18 protein-coding genes are annotated in these 19,776 nt (G+C 71.3%); 11 read left to right on the forward strand and 7 right to left on the reverse strand.

The window, feature by feature from the left end:
* Positions 1-21: 21 nt before the first annotated feature.
* Entirely contained in the window at positions 22-261 is a 240-nt protein-coding gene (locus ABZV93_RS27635) for a hypothetical protein (RefSeq protein ID WP_354941654.1), read from the reverse strand.
* Between the two features lie 387 nt (positions 262-648).
* On the opposite strand from ABZV93_RS27635, the gene ABZV93_RS27640 reads away from it, so the two are divergent.
* On the forward strand, positions 649-900 hold the full coding sequence (locus tag ABZV93_RS27640; RefSeq protein ID WP_354941656.1) for a hypothetical protein: 252 nt from the start codon (positions 649-651) through the stop codon (positions 898-900).
* An 84-nt stretch (positions 901-984) separates the two neighbouring features.
* Positions 985-1,554: a hemerythrin domain-containing protein gene (locus tag ABZV93_RS27645; protein WP_354941658.1), complete on the forward strand. Its 570-nt coding sequence runs from the start codon at positions 985-987 to the stop codon at positions 1,552-1,554.
* A 3-nt stretch (positions 1,555-1,557) separates the two neighbouring features.
* Here the strand turns inward: ABZV93_RS27645 and ABZV93_RS27650 are convergent, their stop codons facing one another.
* Positions 1,558-3,627: a heavy metal translocating P-type ATPase gene (locus ABZV93_RS27650; RefSeq protein ID WP_354941659.1), complete on the reverse strand. Its 2,070-nt coding sequence runs from the start codon at positions 3,625-3,627 to the stop codon at positions 1,558-1,560.
* 59 nt (positions 3,628-3,686) lie between these two features.
* Between ABZV93_RS27650 and ABZV93_RS27655 the strand changes: the two genes are divergently transcribed.
* Positions 3,687-4,043 carry a metalloregulator ArsR/SmtB family transcription factor gene (locus tag ABZV93_RS27655; RefSeq protein WP_354941661.1) on the forward strand — a complete coding sequence of 119 codons (357 nt, stop codon included), beginning with the start codon at positions 3,687-3,689 and terminating at the stop codon, positions 4,041-4,043.
* A 1-nt stretch (position 4,044) separates the two neighbouring features.
* Here ABZV93_RS27655 and ABZV93_RS27660 read toward each other — a convergent pair whose 3' ends face one another.
* The gene (locus tag ABZV93_RS27660; protein ID WP_354941663.1) at positions 4,045-5,454 is read right to left on the reverse strand and encodes an acyltransferase; all 1,410 of its coding nucleotides are present in this window, start codon (positions 5,452-5,454) and stop codon (positions 4,045-4,047) included.
* Between the two features lie 123 nt (positions 5,455-5,577).
* On the opposite strand from ABZV93_RS27660, the gene ABZV93_RS27665 reads away from it, so the two are divergent.
* Entirely contained in the window at positions 5,578-6,261 is a 684-nt protein-coding gene (locus ABZV93_RS27665) for a hypothetical protein (protein WP_354941665.1), read from the forward strand.
* Positions 6,262-6,292: 31 nt separating this feature from the next.
* Here the strand turns inward: ABZV93_RS27665 and ABZV93_RS27670 are convergent, their stop codons facing one another.
* Complete coding sequence (locus tag ABZV93_RS27670) at positions 6,293-6,700, reverse strand: VOC family protein (protein WP_354941667.1); 408 nt, start codon at positions 6,698-6,700, stop codon at positions 6,293-6,295.
* A gap of 106 nt (positions 6,701-6,806) precedes the next feature.
* Here ABZV93_RS27670 and ABZV93_RS27675 point away from each other — a divergent pair, with 106 nt between their 5' ends.
* Positions 6,807-7,307, forward strand: coding sequence for a GyrI-like domain-containing protein (locus ABZV93_RS27675; RefSeq protein ID WP_354941669.1), 501 nt, complete (start codon positions 6,807-6,809; stop codon positions 7,305-7,307).
* An 11-nt stretch (positions 7,308-7,318) separates the two neighbouring features.
* On the opposite strand, the gene ABZV93_RS27680 is transcribed toward ABZV93_RS27675, so the two are convergent.
* A complete protein-coding gene (locus ABZV93_RS27680) occupies positions 7,319-8,311 on the reverse strand; it encodes a fructosamine kinase family protein (protein ID WP_354941671.1) in 993 nt (330 codons plus the stop codon).
* Positions 8,312-8,417: 106 nt separating this feature from the next.
* Between ABZV93_RS27680 and ABZV93_RS27685 the strand changes: the two genes are divergently transcribed.
* From ABZV93_RS27685 to ABZV93_RS27695, 3 genes are all read left to right on the forward strand, one after another.
* A complete protein-coding gene (locus ABZV93_RS27685; RefSeq protein ID WP_354941673.1) occupies positions 8,418-9,014 on the forward strand; it encodes a TIGR03086 family metal-binding protein in 597 nt (198 codons plus the stop codon).
* Positions 9,015-9,179: 165 nt separating this feature from the next.
* The gene (locus tag ABZV93_RS27690) at positions 9,180-10,031 is read left to right on the forward strand and encodes a PHP domain-containing protein (RefSeq protein ID WP_354941675.1); all 852 of its coding nucleotides are present in this window, start codon (positions 9,180-9,182) and stop codon (positions 10,029-10,031) included.
* A gap of 35 nt (positions 10,032-10,066) precedes the next feature.
* Positions 10,067-10,585, forward strand: a complete 519-nt coding sequence (locus ABZV93_RS27695; protein ID WP_354941677.1) for a putative immunity protein — start codon at positions 10,067-10,069, stop codon at positions 10,583-10,585.
* Positions 10,586-10,596: 11 nt separating this feature from the next.
* On the opposite strand, the gene ABZV93_RS27700 is transcribed toward ABZV93_RS27695, so the two are convergent.
* Both ABZV93_RS27700 and ABZV93_RS27705 read right to left on the reverse strand, forming a co-directional pair.
* Complete coding sequence (locus tag ABZV93_RS27700; protein WP_354941679.1) at positions 10,597-11,592, reverse strand: squalene cyclase; 996 nt, start codon at positions 11,590-11,592, stop codon at positions 10,597-10,599.
* Between the two features lie 444 nt (positions 11,593-12,036).
* The gene (locus ABZV93_RS27705; RefSeq protein ID WP_354941681.1) at positions 12,037-13,080 is read right to left on the reverse strand and encodes a hypothetical protein; all 1,044 of its coding nucleotides are present in this window, start codon (positions 13,078-13,080) and stop codon (positions 12,037-12,039) included.
* A 127-nt stretch (positions 13,081-13,207) separates the two neighbouring features.
* Between ABZV93_RS27705 and ABZV93_RS27710 the strand changes: the two genes are divergently transcribed.
* From ABZV93_RS27710 to ABZV93_RS27720, 3 genes are all read left to right on the forward strand, one after another.
* Positions 13,208-13,771: a GNAT family N-acetyltransferase gene (locus ABZV93_RS27710; protein ID WP_354941683.1), complete on the forward strand. Its 564-nt coding sequence runs from the start codon at positions 13,208-13,210 to the stop codon at positions 13,769-13,771.
* Positions 13,772-13,898: 127 nt separating this feature from the next.
* Positions 13,899-16,382 (forward strand): S8 family peptidase, encoded by a 2,484-nt coding sequence (locus tag ABZV93_RS27715; RefSeq protein ID WP_354941685.1) that lies wholly within the window; start codon positions 13,899-13,901, stop codon positions 16,380-16,382.
* Between the two features lie 11 nt (positions 16,383-16,393).
* Positions 16,394-19,756 (forward strand): DUF6603 domain-containing protein, encoded by a 3,363-nt coding sequence (locus tag ABZV93_RS27720; protein WP_354941687.1) that lies wholly within the window; start codon positions 16,394-16,396, stop codon positions 19,754-19,756.
* The last annotated feature ends 20 nt before the right edge of the window (positions 19,757-19,776 follow it).

Here is a 19,776-nt window from a genome sequence, read left to right on the forward strand (position 1 = left end):
AGCCCTGAACCGGTCGCGAGTTCAGCGGCGGCGGCGAAAGCTGACCGTCCCCGCGAGCAGGCCGAGCACCCAGGCGATGAGGAGGGCGCCCCACAACGGCATCGACACCTCCGGCACGAGCAGGCGAACCGTCGTCGTGGCGGTGTTCTCGAAGATGAAGACCAGCGCGATCACGGCGACGACGGCGAACCTCGCCGCCCGCCGGACGCTCGGCCGTGACCAGAATCCCTGTCGTTCCTGACCTGGCTGTGTACTGTTCACGAGACCCCCCGACGACAGCGGTTGAACGCCTGTCTCCAGCCTGCGCGCACTCCTCCGATGCGACAGGAGATCAGCGGATGACGACCGGCCGAGGGGTGTGGAGTCACCCGGCCCGGGTAGGTGTGACCAATTGTGTGCACTCTGAAGCCGCGCCCGGGCTTCGGCCCGCTCGAGTGCGCCGCGCGACCCATCCGTGACCAGGCGCGTCGACGCCGGGACCGCGCGATTGGTCCCGGTCGGAGTGGGTATGTAGGGGTCGGTTGAGCAGCAGCCGCGATGAGATGTACGGGGGAATCGGCTGTGGCAGATCTTGCCGCCACCAACCATCCAGAGCCGGCTCCGGAGCCGGCTTCCGACAGACCTGGTGACCATGCAAGCGGCCGGGACGTGCCGCGCCCGGCGGTCACCGAGCCACATCTGACCGGCCGGCGGGTTGTCCTCATCGACGTGGACGAGGAGAACGAGACCGCCCGCTATACCCATGGGCACCGGGCGGCGTCGGACGTGCTGGTCGACCCGAAGGGCGTCCCCGTCGTCCAGGTCGCACCCGAACGCAGCTGGCAGGCGTGGAGGAAGAGCGGGACCGGGCGGTGCCCGGAGACGTTCCCGTGGCCGGCCGACCTGGTGTGGGTCGCCTGAGGTCGAGTAACCGCGAGTTCCGTTTGGCCGGCGGTGCCGGTGGTACGCAATCCAAAGATCCCGACACGAATGAGGACGAACGCCATGACCGACACCAGGCAACAGAATGTCGTCGACCTGCTGCTGGAGCAGCACGAGCAGATCCGCGAACTTTTCGCGAAGGTGCAGAACGCCCGCGGCAAGCGCAAGGAGGAGTTGTTCTTGGACCTGGTGCGGCTGCTCGCGGTGCACGAGACCGCCGAGGAGGAGATCGTCCACCCGGCCTCTCGGGAGAAGATCCCGTCCGGTGAGAAGGTCGTCGCCGGCCGGCTGAAGGAGGAGTCGGAGGCGAAGCAGGAGCTGTCCGCCCTCTACGACCTCGGAGTGGAGCACCCGGAGTTCGACGAGAAGCTGGCCGAGCTGGCCGAGGCGGTCACCGCGCACGCCGACCACGAGGAGCGGGAGGAGTTCTCCCAGCTTCGCAAGGTGCTGTCGGAGGAGGACCTGCGCAAGATGGCCGGAGCGGTGCGTGCCGCCGAGGCGATCGCGCCGACCCGTCCGCACCCCGCGGCCGGTGAGTCCGCGGTGGGAAACATGGTGCTCGGCCCGCCGGTCGCGATGTTCGACCGGATGCGGGACGCGGTGCGCGACTGGAGCCGCTCGAACAAGGGCTGACGTTCAGCTCGCCTGGGCGCCGCCGCGCAGCGCACGCTGCCAGGCGGCGCCCCGCAACAGCCGCAGGCCGTTCAGGCCGACGATCACGGTCGATCCCTCGTGGCCCGCGACACCGAGCGGCAGCGGTAGATCGCCGAGCAGGTCCCAGGCCACCAGCACGGCGATGAACGTCGCGGCGATGACGAGGTTGGCGACCACCAGCCGGCGGGCCCGCCGGGCCAACGCGATCACCGCGGGCACGCCGGCGAGTTCGTCCCGGGTGACCACAGCGTCGGCGGTGTCCAGCGCGAGGTCCGATCCGCTACGTCCCATCGCGATGCCCGTGTGCGCGGTCGCCAGCGCGGGTGCGTCGTTCACGCCGTCGCCGACCAGACCGATCCGGGTGCCGTCGGCCTGCAGCTCGCGAACCTCGGCCACCTTGTCGGCCGGCAGCAGGTCCGCGCGGACGTCGGTGATTCCCACCTCCCCGGCCAGCCGGCCCGCGGCCCGGGCGTTGTCGCCGGTCAGCAACACCGGCGCTGCCCCGTTCAGCTCGGTGAGGCGGCTGACCGCATCGGCCGCACCGGGACGCATCCGATCCGCCAGGGCGAGTACGCCGGCGGGCTCGTCGTTCACGCGTACGACCACCGCGGTGTGCCCCGCGCCCTGGAGTTCGGTCACGACGGCGTGCAGGTCGCTGGGCCCGGATCGCTCCCCGGCGGCCGCGAGATGAGCGGGGCTGCTCACCTCGACCGGCACCCCGTCCACCCGCGCGCGGACGCCGCGACCGGGCTCGGAGGTGAAGTCCGCCAGGTGCCCCAACGGGAGTTTCGCCGCGTGCGCGGCCCGCACGACGGCCGTGCCCAGCGGGTGTTCGGAGTACTGCTCGGCAGTGGCCGCCAACGCCAGCAGGCGTTCCTCGGACAGGTCGGCGCCGGGCAGAACACGTACGTCGGTCAGGTGCGGACGCCCCTCGGTCAGCGTTCCGGTCTTGTCGAACGCGACCCGGGTGACGGTGCCGAGCTGTTCCATCACCACCGCCGATTTCACCAGCACACCGTGCCGCCCGGCGGTGGCGATGGCCGCCAGCAGCGGCGGCATCGTGGCCAGCACCACCGCGCAGGGTGAGGCGACGATCATGAACGTCATCGCGCGGAGCAGGCTGTCCTGCAGCGCGACGCCCCACAGCAGGGGCAGCGCGAACAACGCCACCGTGGCCGCGACCATCGCGACGGAGTAGCGCTGCTCCACCTTCTCGATGAACAGCTGGGTGCGCGCCTTGGTGGCGCTGGCCTGCTCGACCATCGTGACGATGCGCGCGATCACGGTCTCCGCCGCCGGCCGGTCCACGCGGACGTGCAGGGCGCCGGTGCCGTTCGACGTACCGGCGAAGACCTCGTCTCCGGGACCCTTGTCCACCGGGATGCTCTCGCCGGTGATGCTCGCCTGGTCGACCGCGCTGGCGCCGGCGACGACCCGGCCGTCCGCGCCGATCCGCTCGCCCGGGCGGACCAGGATCACGTCGCCCACCTCCAGCCCGGCCGCCTCGACCTGTTCCTCCACGGCGTCGTCGAACGCGGCAGCGGTGCCCTCGCCGTCCTCGGGGAGCTCCGGCAGCCGCAGCCGGGTGGCCCGCTCGGGGGTGAGGTCCAGCAGTCCGCGTACTGAGTCCTCGGTGCGCTTGGTGGCCACCGCCTCCAGCGCACCAGAGGTGGCGAAGATGACGATCAGCAACGCTCCGTCGAAGACCTGCCCGATCGAGGCGGCGCCGATCGCCGCGGCGACCATCAGCAGGTCGACGTCCAGGGTCTTCTCCCGCAGCGCGCGGAGCCCGGCCAGGCCCGGCTCCCAGCCGCCGGCGGCGTAACAGGCGAGGTACAGCGCCCACCACAGCCAGGCCGGCGTGCCGGCCAGCTGGCAGATCCCGCCGACGGCGAACAGCGCGGTCGCGATCACCGCCCAGCGCACCTCCGGCAGCGACCAGGTGCCGTGCCACCAGCGCGACGACGGGCGTACCGCCCGGGCCTCCGCGACGTCGTGCGAGCCGGTTGCCGCGGAGGAGCCGGTGGGGGAGGAGTTCAGGTCGACGGTCACCGCGGCAGCATACCTGCGCATACACGCAGGTATGCAGGTACGGGGTTAGGGTGGGCGCCATGCACGAGTCGCTGCCGGACTTCGACATGCCCAACGACGAGCAGGTACACCTGGCCGCGGAGTCGTTCCGGTTGCTGTCCGATCCGACCCGGATCAGGATCCTGTGGGCGCTTCTGCAGGGTGAGTCGTCGGTCGCCTGCCTCGCCGAACTCGCCGACGCCACCCCGACCGCGGTCAGCCAGCACCTGGCCAAGCTCCGCCTCGCCGGGCTGGTGCGAGGGCGCCGCGAAGGCACGTTCGTCTACTACACCGCCGCCGACGAGCACGTACGCCGGCTGCTCACCCAGGGCCTCTTCCACGCCGACCACCTCGACCGCGAAATGCCCGCGGGCGGGGCCGGCCACATCACGGGCTGAGTCACCGCGGACTCTGCTCCGGGCGGTCGTTCCCGCGTTCCCCGGCAGCGACCGGGCGTGGGATCGAGCGGAGCAGTCGGAGTATGCCGGCGCCGAGCAGGTAGCAGAGGAACCCGCCCGCGGGCATGCCGAGCAGGTAGGAGCCGGTGCTCGGCGCGAGGCTGTTGGCGAGCAGTCCGAGCATGACCGCCAGGTACGCGCCGACGGCGAGGACGAGGCGCGGTGCCGGGCGGTTCACCGTACGCACCACACCGTTCGGAAGCCCGCGCGGGACCTCCGTCGGGCGGGGGCGTGCCCGGGTCTCCAGCCGGCCGAAGACCGCGACCAGCAGGGCCAGTGAGGCCGACAGCATGAGCAGCCACGGCAGCCGCCACAGCCACCACGAGGTGGTGACCACCGCCGGAGTCGGCAGGAGGTCCGCAGCGGCGAGGACGCCGACGAGCAGCACCACCGCGCTCATGTGCCACAGGAAGATCGTCAGCACCACGGAGTTCACCGCCACCACCGCGAGCCACGGGTTCGGCCGGTGCAACCAGCGTTCGGCGGGCACGCGCAGCATGAGAACGATGCCGAACTGCATGGTTGCCGCGGCGAGCAGGGCGAGCGTGGGCGGAGACGCGTTGTGTGGTTGCTGTCCGGTCACGTCGATCATGCTGATCGCGTACGGGCCGACCAGGGTCAGCAGCGCCAGTGCCCCGAGACCGCCCACCAGCAAGGGGATCCACACCCGGGGGGTGTCGGGCAGCTGCCCGTCCCGCCAGAAGAACCCCAACTGGTGGATCGCCAGCCAGCCGAAGAGGAAGTTGCCGGCGGCCACCCACTCAGAGGCCTCCAGCCGCGCCACGTCGCCCACGGCGACGAGCAGCACCAGGACGAGGACGACCCGGATACCGAACCGCCGGTGCAGGCGATACATCACCGGCGCCAGCAGGACCACCAGCAGGTACGCGGTGAGGAACCACAGTGGGATCGATGCCACCCACACCCCGAACCGCACCAGCCCGGGGGACAGACCCAGCAATCGGACTCCGGCCACGTTGGCCACCAGGCCGACGGCGGCGAGCGTCACCAGCAGCCCGGTGGTCGGCCCGACCAGCCGCCCGGTGCGGCCGAGCAACCAGTCGGTCGCGTTCTCGCCCTTCCGGCGATGTGTTTGCAGGGACGCGGCGTTGGCGTACCCGCCGACCACGAAGAAGATCGGCATCACCTGGGCCACCCAGGTGAGCGGGTACGCCCAGGTCATCGAGTCCAGCGCGGAGCGGCCGGTGAGCCGTCCGTGGGCGTCGTAGGTGATGGCGCTGAGCAGCCAGTGCCCGAGCACCACCGCCGTGATCGCGAGCGCACGCAGCAGATCCACGTACCGCTCACGCGATGCCGGCGTCCGGTCGGCGAGCTCGCGCAGCCTGGCCACACCCCGACCCTAGGGTGTGTTCGCAGCACACCCCAGGTCTGCCATCCGGTGGGAGACACCGCTGGAGCAGACTTGGGGGCGAATCGGTTGTTTCAGGTTGCACGTACGACAGAAGGAGCTGCCGTGGCCGTCATCCACCGGGCCGAGATCCGTCCGACGAAGCTGGAACTTCTCGGCGAGTGGCTCCCGAAGCAGTCGTGGTGCACCGGTGAGCCTGGCGTGGCGCCGACCTCGGTGGGCGCGTACCGGTTCGACGACCCGCGGGGCGAGGTGGGCATCGAGACGCTGCTGGTCCGTACGGCTGACGGCCAGGTGATGCAGGTCCCGCTGACCTACCGGGGCGCACCACTCGCCGGCGGCGAGGCGTTCCTGGTGGGCACGATGGAGCACTCGGTCCTGGGCCGGCGCTGGGTGTACGACGGGTGCGGTGATCCGGTCTACCTGTCCGCCCTGGCCGCGGTGATTCTCGGGGACGCGGTGCAGGCGGAGGAACTCGTCGAGGGCAAGGGCGCGGACGGCCCGCAGCGGCGTACCCCCACCGTCTCGGTCGTGGGCACGGGTACCAGGGGCGCGGCGGTCCCGGCCGTGGAGGCCGTCGAGGAGCTGACCGACTCGGCCGAGGACGGGCGCACGGTCGTGCGGACCGCTGGACTGGAGCTCACGATCGTTCGCGTGGTGGAGCTTCCGGCAGTGGACTCCGGCAGCGACGCCCCCGAGGGCGATGGTGGCGACGAGGGCGGTGCCCTGCTCGGCGCGTGGACCGACCAGACCCGCCCGGTTCGGTTGGCGACGGCGCGGCGAATCTGACGCCGGCCGCGTTCCGACGTCTGTCCGGCGCTCAGCAGGGGTGCGGCCCGAGCGGAGAGCGGTCGCCCACCAGCCACCGGTGCCCGAACGGGTCGAAGAAGCCGCCCTGCCGGTGCGTGCCCCACGGCATCTCGTGGTCGCGTACGGGATCGTCGTTGTCCGCCCCCGCGTCGACCGCGCGGGCGACGAAGCTGTCCGGGTCGTCCACGAAGACCTCCACCCGGACGGTCGTCGTGCCCACCTCGCCGGGACTTGCCCAGCCGTTCTTCTCCGGCTCGCCGAGGAAGAACTGCGCGCCCTCGATCTCCAGGCCGATGACCGAGCCGAGGTTCCACAGCTCACGGGCACCGACGGCCCGGGCGTACCATCGCGCGGCGGCGGGAGCGTCCGGCACGGCCAGCATGAGAGAGACGACGGGTCCGTGGTCCGGCGACGGCATGGGTCCTCCCAGCAGAGTTTCCCGGCATCGTAGACCCGGCAGCGGTCGGTCTGGTTTGCTTCCGGTCTCAGCAGAGTTCGGGGAAGTCGCCGGAGGAGGTCCGACCGTGAAGACCAGTGAGCCCACGATCGTCGAACGAGCCGCGCAGCCCTACGTCGCGATCACGGCGTCGGTCCCGATGACCCGGATGGCAAGCACCCTCCCGCCACTGAACGGTGAGGTCTTCGGCTGGCTCGAGGCGCGCGGCATCGCTCCCGCAGGCGCGCCGTTGTGGAAGTACAACGTCATCGACATGGACCGCGAGCTGGAGATCGAGGTCGGCGTGCCGGTGGCGGAGAAGATCGCCGGTGACGACCGGGTCCGGTGCGGGGTGCTTCCGGCCGGCCGGTACGCCACCCTGCGGCATGTCGGGCATCCCGACGAACTGGTCGACGCCACCGGGTCGCTGCTGAGGTGGGCCGACGGGCAGGGGCTTCGCTGGGACGTCGCGGACAAGCCGGGCGGTGAGCGCTGGGCCGCTCGTGTGGAGTTCTACCTGACCGATCCCGCGGACGAGCCGGACCTGAACAAGTGGGAGACCGACCTGGCGTTCAAGCTCGCCGACTGAGCGGCGCGCTGCTATCGATAGCGGCGTACGGAGGACGCCAGCCGGTCGACGAACGCACGCCCGAACGCCGAGCTGCCGTCGACCGTGATCACGGCGAGGTAGGCGAAGACCCGCCACAGTTCGCGGCGCTGCGCGAAGCCCGGGTCGATCGGGGTGATCTCGCGGTAGCCGTCGAAGACCGCCTCCGGCACCGGTGCGAAGTAGTCGACCAGCGCGAGGTCGACCTCCGGGTGCCCGTACGACGGCGCGGGATCGAGCAGCAAGGCTCCGGCATCGGCCGCGGCTTCGGCCGCGGCTTCGGCTGTGGCTTCGATGGCAGGTGTCAGGAAGTTGTTCTGCTGGGCGTCCCCGTGCAGCAGCGTCGGCTTGGGCTCGGGCCCGCACAGCGCGGGGAACCGTCCGACGAGGCGTTCGACGTCCCGGGCCAGGTCCTTCGCAAGGTGTCCGCTGTCGACCGCCTGCCGCAGGCGGGGCAGCACGCGGCGTTCGGCGTAGAAGTCCGGCCAGGAGCTGGTGCCTGAGTCGGTGCCGACCGGACGGTTGTCCTGCCGCAGCGGGCCGAAGAACCCGTCGAACTCGGCGAGGCCGAACCGCTGCCCGTGCACCTGGTGCACCGTCGCGAGTGCCCGGCCGATCGACTGCCACTGCTCGGTCGAGCGCGCTTCCGGGAGGACCTCCGGAATCGCTTCCAGCAACAGCAACGAGCCGGTGTCAATCCGTACTTGCCCAGCGGCGACCGGTGTGGGAGTGACCACTCCGGCAAGGCGCCGCAGCAGCTCCAGACCACGCAGCTCCGCGGTGAACTGCTCACTGCCCGCGGTCGTACGGTCCAGCTTGACGAACACCGAGAACGGCTCGCCCCGGAAGATCCCGCACGGATGGGACGCACGGTCGTCCAGGTCGGCGAAGCCGGTCGCCGCCCAGGGGCGGCCGAGGTGGGCCGACGCGGCGGCCTCGACCGCGCGCAGGGTCGATGTGGCGGTGAGCGGGTGTGTCGTGGCCATCGACCGGAGCGTACAGCCACCGTCTTGTCGGGGGGTCTGCCCTAGATTGTCGAGCACATCGTCGTACTCGTCGTTCCTCGTCGTTTCTGATCAGGAAGGAGCCCGAATGAACCCGGCGGCAGATCTTGGGTCCCTGCGGACGGCAGGCGAGGTGACCAGCCGGATCGTGGCCGGCATCGGTGCGGACCAGTGGGACGCTCCGACCCCGTGCTCGGAGTGGAACGTCCGGATGCTGCTCAACCACGTCGTCGCCGGCAACCTCCTCGCCGCGGCGGTCCTGGGAGGTGTCGAGTTCCCGGCACCGGAGGAACGCGCCCGGCTGGGCCAGGTCGACCGGCTCGGCACCGATCCGCTCGCGGCCACTCGGCAGTCCGTCGACGACCTGGTCAAGGCGTTCGAACAGCCAAGAGTGCTCGAGCATGTCCATCCCTCGCCGGTGGGCCAGGTCCCCGGTGCCGCTCTCGTGCACCTGCGGACCACCGAACTCCTGGTCCACGGTTGGGACCTCGCCCGGGCTACCGGGCAGCCGGCGGACTACCCCGACGCTCTGGTCGAGCAGGAGCTGGCGTTCACGAAGGCGAACGTCGGCAGGGCCAGGACCGGGCCGGGCGGTCCGTTCGGTGCGTCGCAGCCGGTTGCCGAGGACGCCCCGGCGCTCGACCGGCTGGCCGCACTGCTCGGCCGGAGTGTGGCGTCTCGCTGACGCACCCCCCCGGACCCTGCGCCGGTAACATGTGGCACTTGTGTGATGCGGTTCCGAGTGACGGCGACCGACTTCACCACCGGCGTGGGTGGCCCACCGAGACGATCGGCAAGGGACGGTTGTCGTACTGGTCCGGTGCTGCGGCCGGCCGTGCCATAGTTGACCATGGCGCTTCCGGCAGACACCCATGTGCACAGCGAGTACTCCTGGGACACCGGCGGTCCGGACTCGGCAGCAGCCGGAACCATGGAGCAGACCTGCGAACGCGCGGCGCGGATCGGGCTTCCGGCGGTCGTGTTCACCGAGCACCTCGACTTCGTCGGCTGGGAGGCGGACCCGGGGGACGAGAGCGACCTGGTGCGGAGGCTGATGGACGCCGACGGGACGCTGGTCCCTCCTCCGCTGGACGTCGACGGCTACCTCGAGGCGATCGAGTGCTGCCGCCACAGCTTCCCCGACGTCCAGATCCTGACCGGAGTGGAGTTCGGGCAGCCGCACCTGGACGAGGAGGCAGCCTCGCGCGTACTCGACGTGTCGAAGCTGGATCGTGTCAACGGCTCCTTGCACACGCTGGTGGTCGACGGCCGGCGTCACGAACCACCCACCCTGTACCGGATGTGGCCGGCGGACAAGGTGATCTGGGAGTACCTCGCGGAGGTACCCCGCATGGTCGAGGGCTCGGAGACGTTCGAGGTGCTCACCCACATCGACTACGCCGTTCGCTACTGGCCGAGGGAGAAGAACGGCCCGTTCGACCCGAAGCGGTTCGAGGACGGCTTCCGGCAGGCGATGCGTGCGCTGGCCGGCAGTGGACGTGCGCTGGAGATGAACGTCGGTGGTCAGCTGCGTCCGTGGATCCCGCAGTGGTGGAGCGAGGAGGGCGGACGGGCAGTCAGCTTCGGCAGCGATGCACACGAGCCGCGTGCGCTCGCGAACAACTTCCCCGAGGCCGTCGCCATGGTGGAGCACTACGGTTTCCGGCCGGGCCACCGGCCGGCGGACTTCTGGACCCGGTGACGATGGCGGGGGAGTCCGCGAGGATCGAGCTCAGTATGGCCGACCTCCGGGCGGTCGTGGGCTATGCGGTGGCCTGTGCGCGGCCGGTGTTGGCGATCTTCGAACGCGAACGACCCGACGACGAGCGGCCGCAAGCCGCGGTTGACGCGGCGCTGGCGTTCGCGCAGGGAGCCGAGCGGACCAAGGTGCTGCGCGACAATGCCTGGGCGGCCCAGCGGGCGGCGACCGAGGCGCGGGACGCGGGGCAGGTCGCGGCGAGTGAGGCCGCGCGTGCGGCGCTCGCCGCGGCTGGTGCGGCGTTCCTCCACCCGCTGGCGAAGGCCACACAGGTCAAGCACATTCTCGGGTCGGCCGCCCATGCCGTCCGGGCGTTCGAGCTGGTCGCCGGCGACGATCCGGCTGCCGTCGCCGACCACCTCGCGCGGGCCCGGTCTCTCGCGAGCCCCGTCGTGGTGGACGTACTCCGGCGTTATCCGCCCGCCCCGAACGCCGGTGGCCGGATCGGAGAACTGATCCGTCACCTTGACGCGGCACTTCGCGCAGGTCCCGGCTGAGGCGAGGCGTGTCAGCCGCGGGCGTCCCACCAGCGGAGTACGCGCGACGCCCGCAGCGTGTTCCATCTGCTCGGGCGGCCGTCGCCGTCCTCCAGCCGGAAGTGCACGGCGCCGGGGTGGGTGTTCTCCAGCAGCCAGGTGCCGTCGGCCTGACGCCTGGACCGTAGGAGCTCGATCGGCTCGTCGAGCCGCGGGTCCCTGACGTTGGCCGAGCGGAAGTACTCGAGCCCACGCAGGACGTCGTAGCGCCATCTGGTTGGGAAGGAGAACCTCAGCCAGGTGTCGACGGCCACCTCGCCCGTGCTCTTCCGGCGGAAGAGTGAACGATCGAGCAGGTACTCCTCACCGGCGCGGCGGGCAGCCTCGGATTCGGCCGACCCGCCGGTGGCGCGTTCGTACTCCAGCAGTCCCTCCAGCACGCAGATCGTCGAGTGGAACGACGACACGGCGGCGCCCTTCTCCGTCCAGCAGTTCCACCCACCGTCGGCGAGCTGGTCGGTGAGCAGGCGGGTGACGAGCCGGTCCACGTCGGCCCCGAAGTACGCGCCGAGGGTCACGGTGCGGCCGTTGATGCACGGCTCGACCTCACCGTCGAAGAACGGGCCGCCGTTGTACTCCCATCGGCAGTGAGCGGCGACCAGCGAGGTCATCTCGCGCGCGGTCCGGGACGCCGGGTCGAGTCCGAAGTCGTACAGCTCCATCATGGCCGGCAGGGTCGCCGTCCACGGTTGGCCGCCCTGCGCCGGTTGCTCGCCGCGCCCGCGGCCCGGGAAGCACGCTCCACCCATCCACTGGCCGTCCCGGTCGCGGGCGGCCAGCAACCGCGCGCCCCAGCCCTCCTCCGCCACCCGGGCACGCTCCACGGCCACGGCGTCGGCGGGCGCGGCGGTCAGGTCCCGCAGGACCTGCCAGCGCAGCGCCGGGTCGGAGTCGAGCAGCCAGTCGATCGGGGGCTCTCCCGCGACGTGCGGTGCGCGAGGAGTATCGGCCGGTGCGCTGTCGTTCATGCCGGCCAAGCTATCGCCTGTTCCGGACGACCGGCTGCCGCAACCAGCGGAGATTTCCTCGAACCCGATCCGTCCTCCGGCGGCCGGGCAGGCGACGCTGGACGCGCTGCAGGAACTGCCCGACATCGGCCCGGACGCACCGATCGGCTACGCCGGCGGCGTGTCCTTGGGCACCGCGATCGGGGTTCCGTTGACCGCGGCCGAACCCAGGATCGCCGCAGCCGTCTTCGGAGGCGGTACCGATCCAGTTTCTGCTGCCGTGGGACGACGAGTACGTCGACCGTCAATCCGCTCTTGCGTTGTTCGACGCCTTCGCCTCGGGGAAGAAGACGTTGCACGCCAACCCCGGCGATCACCGCCGCATTCGCTGGGTCGGGCTGGACAAGGAGTTCCTGGCCCGGCACCTGGGACCACGCTGGCCACGCCGGCCCCGCGGGAGGTTCGTCAGCGCTCGGGATCTCGCAGTGAGGTGGGGGAGAGGAACGACTGGAGCAGGTCGTCACCGACGTCCGATGTCCGCCGCGCGATCCCGGCCAGGAGGTCGGCGACCTGGACCCGCGGATCGTCGCGGGAGTCGACGGTCACCAGCCCGGCGAACGGCGAGTCCCTGGCCGACAGTTCCTCGCCCTCGCTCGCGTCGGCGGCCGGCGGGTCGGCCCCGTACGCAAGCATCTGCTGGAGTCGCCGCAACCGTCCGGCCGTGAGGGCGCTCTGCTCGTCGTGGATCACCAGCACCCGTCGACGGCCGCCACTCCAGAACAGGACGGTCTCGGCCAGCGCCGGCAGCATCGGTTCCAGCGGCGGCGGGATCGAGCGGTCCTCGTGGGCCAGCCTTATCAGGATCTCCCACACCCGCGCGGGAGTGAGCCCGTCGAGGACCGCTTCGGCGTCCGCGCCGAGCCCTGCTCCGGCGAGTGAGTCGCGCGCCTGGAAGAAGCCTTCCATCGCGCTGCGGTCGGGCTGGTGCTTCCTCTTCGTACGGACCAGGTTGACGAAGGCCGTGAGGAAGGCACTCCACTCGCGAACCCCCGTCCGCCCTGCCCGCCCCGCCCGGTACAGCGCGAGGGCGGCCGGGCGGTTCGCCTGGCTCAGCCGGGTGCCCGCCGCGTAGGTCGGCTCGACCAGGAACAGGTCGACGATGCGGGTAACGAGGAAGTACTCCTTGTCGACCAGGTGGACGTGGGCCCGGCCACTCAGCTTCATCAGAAGCCATTCCAGGGCTTCACCCGACCGCGCACTCCGCAGGAATCTCCCGCTCTTGAACTCGTTGAGTGACCACCTGGACCCCGATCGCAGCGACCGGAGAAGGTCGTCGGCCTCCTCGACCCTCAGGTCCACGCTGGCGTGGGTGAACAGCGGGGTGACCGTGTCCAGCAGGTTGGTGCCGGAGAACCCGGACTCGTCGCAGGCGATCTCCACGACGGCGCCGCCGACCTCCTCGGCCGGCGGCAGCCCGCCCTGTGGGGGCAGCCTCTGGTCCTTCAGCACGGGCCCATGCTCGCGCGCGCCCGGGCTTCGCACCACCCGGTTTGTGTTCCACCCCGATGTCGTCCGGATTCTGTGCGACTCTGCACGGCGTACGGTGACCGCCTGACCGAGACCGTGAGGACCCCTCATGGGCGAGTACGTGATCAGCCCGCTCGACCCGGACACCTGGGACGGGTTCGCCCGGATGGTGGAGCGGCACAACGGTGTGTTCGGCGGCTGCTGGTGCACGTGGTTCCACACCATGAGTGCCGACAAGGAACGCACCTATGAGGCCAACCGGTCCCTCAAGCGTCTACTCGTCGACGAGGGACGGGCCCATTCGGCGCTGGTGTACGACGACGCCGAGGTGGTCGCATGGTGCCAGTTCGGAACCCCGGCGGATCTGCCGAACATCTACCACCGCAAGCAGTACGACGCCGAACTCGACGTCGTTCCCGACTACCGGATCACCTGTATCTTCGTGGACAAGCGCTACCGGCGCCGTGGGCTCTCGGCGGTCGCCCTGCAAGGGGCCCTCGACCTGATCGCGGTGTCGGGCGGCGGAGTGGTCGAGGGATACCCGCACCACACCGGCGGGGCGAAGAAGTCGGTGCTCTACAACGGCACCCGGGCACTGTTCGAACGGGCGGGTTTCGAGTACGTCCGCAGCAAGGGCGTCGGAAACTGCGTCATGCGCCGCGCCGTGCCCTGAACCCCGCGCCGACAACCGCGTCCGGACTCTGGATCGACGCCGGTCCTGGTAGTACCGTTCGAGGGCACATTGCAGTTCCTTGGTGGTTTCGTGGGAGAACGATGACCGCACTGGCCGGTAGGAACCTGTGTGCGGTGCCGACGACTCGCCCGCCGGCGCGGCCACAGTGAGCAAGCTCGACCCGACCCTGCTCGGCATCCTCGCGCGCAGACGGGACGCGACGAGGCGGCCACGCGCTGCGCGAGCGGCGGAGGAGGAGTCCTTCGAGCCGCGGCAGACACCGGACACGGTGCACGTCATGGTGAAGTTCACCGGTGACGTGGACGACCTGCGTGCGCTCGGGTTCGAGCCCCTGAGCCTGAGGACCCACCCGACCGAGGGCTGGACGATCGCCGCCGGCCCCATGCCCACCGACCGGCTCCCCGACCTCGACGACCTCGACCACGTGGTCAAGGTCGAGGCGTCCCGGCCGATGCGCCCCGAGCTGGACCGGAGCGTTCCCGAGATCCGAGCCAAGCAGCTCCACGACGGATCCCCGTCGTTCACCGGCGCGGGTGTCGTCGTCGGTGTCATCGACTCGGGCATCGATTGGTTTCACCACAGCTTCCGCAAGCCGGACGGCACCAGCCGCATCCTCGGTATCTGGGACCAGACGCTGGTCGCCCAGGCCGGGGAGAGCGCGCCCGCCGCATTCCCCGGAATGGGTGTGGAGTACACCAAGGCCCACATCGACGCGGCGCTCGCCGGCACGGGAACCGTCCGTACGAAGGACAAGGACGACGGTCACGGCACCCACGTCGCGGGCATCGCCGCGGGGGACGGCTCCCAGTCCGGCAACTGCTCGGGCGCGTTCACGTACGTCGGTGTCGCTCCGGGGGCCGACATCATCATCGTCGTCAACACCGCGGAGACCGACGCGCTCGGGGAGTCGGTCAACCTCGTTCACGCCCTGGACTTCATCTGGGACCACCCCGGCGTGGCCGGACGCCCCGTTGTCATCAACCTCAGCCAGGGCGACAACCTGGGCGCGCACGACGGCACCGCCCTCGTCGAGCAGATGATCGACCTGGACCTCCTACTCCACGACGGGCACATGGTGGTCAAGTCGGCGGGCAACGAGGGAGAGGCCGACCACCACGCCCAGGTCACGATCGCGGCCGGTGCAAGCACGGACGTGCCGGTGCACATGCCCTCAGGTGACCGTTTCTCGCGGTTCGCGGAGATGTGGTACGCCGGTGCAGGCTCGGTACGCTGCACGGTCCTCGCTCCCTCCGTACGCGGTGCCCCGCCGACGAGCCCCGCCGTCGATCCCGGCAACGCCACGCCCTGGACGGTCGACTCCACCCTGCCGGCCAACCGGCAGACGGTCGTCCGCATCGACTCCCGCACCGCCGACCCCGACAACAACGACAGGTCGATCCACATCGAGTGGGACCCCGCGGCGAAGGCGAACATCCCCGCGGGGGAGTGGAAGTTGCGGCTCGCCAACACCGGCGCCGTCCCGGTCACCGTCCACATGTGGCTCGAACGCGGAAGCGGGCCGGTGTTCGGCAGCGGAGAGGCCTCGAGGGCCGGGACGATCAGCATCCCCGGAACGGCGCGCTCGGTCATCACGGTCGGCGCGTACTCCCAGAGCGGCTTCCTCTTCTTCAACTGGAGCGGGAAGGTCGCCGGATTCTCCAGCCGTGGGGCGACGAGGGACGGACGGACCAAGCCCGACGTCTCCGCCCCCGGCGTCGCCATCAAGTCGGCGAAGTCGAACGTACGACCCAACTGCTGCTGCGACTGCTGCCGGGACTTCTACGTCGACATGGACGGCACCAGCATGGCCGCACCGCACGTGACAGGAGTGGTGGCACTGATGTACCAGAAGAACCCACGCCTGAAAGCGTCGGACGTACGCCGGCACATCATGGAGACCGCCCGGGTTCCCGACGGCCTCACCCCGGCAGACCTGCCCAACAACGACTACGGCGCCGGCAAGGTGGACGCCGCCGCCGCGGTGGCAGCGGTGCCGCCACCAGGCGCGCCCGTGCACGCTCCGGAGGATCGAGAGCGCGAGTCGCCCGGGCCGGATCCGCACGAGCTGCACGCCCCGGTCGCCCGAGCCGGTCGAGGTGCGCAGGAGGGGGAGGACGGCCGGGGCGGAGAGCCGAAGGCCCGTTGGGCACACACGTCTCGCACACCCCGCACACCGCGCGCCCTCCGTACGGCGGACATCGCGGCGCCGCTGCTGGCCGCCCTGCACACGCGCCTGCTGGCCGTACCCTCCGGGGAGGGGTGGGCCGCGGACGTCAGCCGCCACTTCAGTGAGGTACGCGGGCTGATCAACCACAACAGGCGAGTCGCGGTCACCTGGCACCGGATGCAGGGACCGGCGCTCGTCGCGTCTCTCGCGCACCAGGTGGCCGGCTCACCCGGCGGGGTCGCGCTTCCAGCCGTCTCCGCGGCGGACCTCGCCCGGCGCGTCGGCGCATTCCTCGACGCGCTCGAGCGGCACGGCTCGACGGACCTTGCCGACTCGATACGACGGCGACGACCCGAGATCCTGGCGGTCGGTGCGGTCGACCTCCTCCACCTGCTGGCCGGGGCCGCCCGGCCGGCCGCCTGAGGGGAGCGGGCGTGGCCACCAAGGCGGGCACCCTCGAACTCGTTGCCCGTGAGCTCGCCGTGGCACTCGGCGTCCTGGAGGATCGCCTCGCCGACGGTGGTGCCGACGACTTCTTCGCCGAGCTGGGCCTGCGGCCACCGGAGGGGCTGACCGCCGTGAGCGGGCTCGCGAACTCCGTCTCCGACGCCGCGCGCCTGGCCGGTGAGCTCGCACCGCTGGTGGTCGACCTCACCGCGGCCATCGACGCGGAGGACGTCGCGTCCATCGTCTCCGTCGGCGTGCGGCTTCTCGGCAGGATCGGTGACGTGCTGGGTGCGGTCGGTGCGGTCGCGGCCGCGGCCGACGCGGCGGCCGGTTCGCTCGGCGGCCTCACTCCCGAACAGCGTGCCGAGGTGCGGGCGTTCGCGGCCGCTCTGCCCCGCAAGGTGCTCGACCATGTGGTCGTCGAGTACGCCTCCCAGCGCGCCCCCGCGGCGCTGGGTGCGCTGGACGCGCTCGGCCTGGTCGTACGAGCGCCGGTGAACGACACCGGCGACCCGCTGCACCCCGCCCACGAGCGGCGTGAGCTCCACCCCGAACGCCTGCCCGACCTGCTGCGCGACCCGGGCGAGTACTTCCGCGCGGTGTACGGCTGGGGTGAGGCCGGGTTCGACGGGGTGGCGCTGTTCGAGGCGCTGCAGCGCTACATCGAACGGGACATGATGATGCCGGCCGTGCTGCTGCGCCCGCCCGGTGAGCCGCCGTTGCTCGAGGCGTACATCGTGGGTCTTCGGGTCGACACCGCGACCGCGCCGCCCAGCGTGACGGCCGACATCCGGTTCGGCGCGGGCCAGACGTTCACCCGCACCTATCCGCTCAAGGAGCCGTGGCAGATCCGGGTCGAGGCGACCGGCGCCTTCGCCGCCGACGTCCGGGGCCGGATCAGTCCGCCGTTCGACGTCACGCTCACCCCGCCGGGCGGCACCGTCGAGGTGGACGTGTCGGCGGGGCTCGTCGCGGACGCCGGGGGCGCGCCGATGCTGCTGCTCGGTGCTGCCGGTGGCACCCGGGTCGAGGCCACCCGCGTCTCGCTGACGTTCGGGTTCGACGCCTCGTGGGACCCGGTGGCGAACCAGGCCGGTGCGATGCCCGAGGTCACCGCCGAGATCCGCGACGGGCGGCTCGTCCTCTCCCTCGGCGGCGCGGACGGTTTCCTCGCCAGCGTGCTTCCGTCCGCGCTGGAGGTCGAGCTCGACCTGAACGCCGTCTGGGATCCTGGGAAGGGGCTGCGGGCGACCGGGGGCGCGGGGCTGGAGGTCGAGGTGCCACTGGCGCTGGACGTCGGCCCGGCCCGGATCGAGCGGATGGCGCTGCGGTTCGTGGTCACCGACGACGGGTTGGCAGTGGAGGCGCGGGCTGCCGGAGGGATCGCCCTCGGCCCCTTCGCCGCCGCCGTCGACGGGGTCGGCGCCGCGATCGACGTGGCGCTGACGCCCGGCAACCTCGGCCCGCTCGACCTCGGCTTCCGCTTCCTCCCGCCCACCGGGCTGGGCCTCGCGATCGACGCCGGGCCGATCAGCGGCGGCGGTTTCATCAGGTACGACGAACCCACCGGCCGTTACGGCGGCACGTTCGAGGTCAAGCTGGGCATCGTCGGCGTGCAGGCCGTCGGGCTGCTCGACACCCGGATGCCCGGTGGCGGGCGCGGCTTCGCGCTGCTGGTGCTCATGCGTGCGTCGTTCCCGCCCATCCAGTTGGGCTTCGGGTTCGCGCTGTCGGCGGTCGGTGGCCTGGTCGCGCTGAACCGCCAGATGGACGTGGACGCGCTGCGCTCGCGGATGGCCACCGGAACCGCCGGCCGGATCCTCGCCCCGGAGGACCCGGTACGCAACGCTCCCGTGCTGCTCGCCGACCTCGCGGCGGTCTTTCCCCCGGCCCAGGGCGTGGTGGTCGTCGGGCCCACCCTGCAACTGTCGTGGGCGGAGCTGGTGCGGTTCGACATCGGCGTGTTCATCGAGCTGCCCGGGCCGCGGAAGGTGGTGCTGCTCGGCTCGGCGCGGGCGGGTATCGACAACCCCTCCGGCGGACGTCCGTACCTCCAGATCCGGCTCGACATCCTCGGCGTGGTGGACTTCGCCGCGCAGACGCTGTCGTTCGACGCGGTGCTGGTCGACAGCCACCTGCTGGAGATCCTCGAACTCACCGGCGGCGCTGCGTTTCGCATGTCGTGGGGCGCCGAGCCGTACGTCGTCCTCTCCGTCGGCGGGTTCCATCCCTCGTACTCGCCCGCGCCCATGGTGCTGCCGGCCAGTCTCACCCGGGTGGCGATGGTGCGAGGAACGCCCCAGGACTTCCTCTACTTCCGGTTCGAGGGCTACTTCGCGGTCACGACCAACACGCTGCAGTTCGGCGCCTCCGTCGAGGTCGTCGTCAGCGTCGGCAGCTTCAACATCCGCGGCTTCCTCGGCTTCGACGCACTGATCCGCTTCCAGCCGTTCCACTTCCAGTTCACCATCGCCGCCTCGGTCAAGGTCCGCTACAAGAGCCGCAACCTGGGCGGGCTGACGCTGCGCGGCGAACTCAGCGGGCCGGGGCCGGTGGTGTTCCGCGGCAAGGTCTGCTTCGAGATCCTGTGGTTCGACATCTGCTTCGAGGAGACATTCAGGCTCGGTTCGTCGGTGCCGCCGGCGGTCACCCCGGTCGCGTCGGCGGTCGCCGAGCTGGCCGGCGAACTGGCCGAGCCGGGCAACATCCACGCCGTGGGCGGTACGGACACCCGCGTCACCGTCGAGCCCGCGACCGACACCTCGCTGCCGGTCGTCTCACCGCTCGGGCAGGCGGCCTGGAGCCAGGAGCGGGCACCGCTGGACCTGCTGCTGCAGCGGTTCGAGGGCGCGCCGCTGATCCGGCCGGAGAGCGTGACCGCGGCCGGCCCGCTGGTGACCGCCCGTGAGGTCGACTGGTTCGCCCCCGGCTCGTTCGCCGAGCTCAAGGACGCGGACGCACTCAACCGCCGGGCGTTCGAGCGGCTGGCGGGCGGAGTGCGGATCGGGCAGGACGGCACCGCCGACGGGCCGGACGCGCAGCTCACCGTCACGGTCAAGGTCATCCGGTTGCCCGCTCCGCCGTCCTTCCTGACGGCGCTCGCGATGCCGGCCTGGCTGATGCGCGCCACGGCCGGGCGGCTCGGCGCCGTGGAGCGGGACGTGGTGAAGCCCGCGCTCGGCGTACGGGACGAGACGTGGGCCGTGCACGGCAACGACGGTGCGGTCATCGCGGACGGGTTGTCGCAGGCACAGGCGCACCAACTGGCAACGGTCGGCGCGGCGGGTGGCGCAGGCACGGGAGTGGCGGCGGTGGCGGCGACCGACACCGTCGCGGCGATGGCGTTCTGACGGAACGGCGAGAGGAGGGG

The organism is Actinopolymorpha sp. NPDC004070 (assembly GCF_040610475.1).
Lineage (GTDB): Bacteria > Actinomycetota > Actinomycetes > Propionibacteriales > Actinopolymorphaceae > Actinopolymorpha.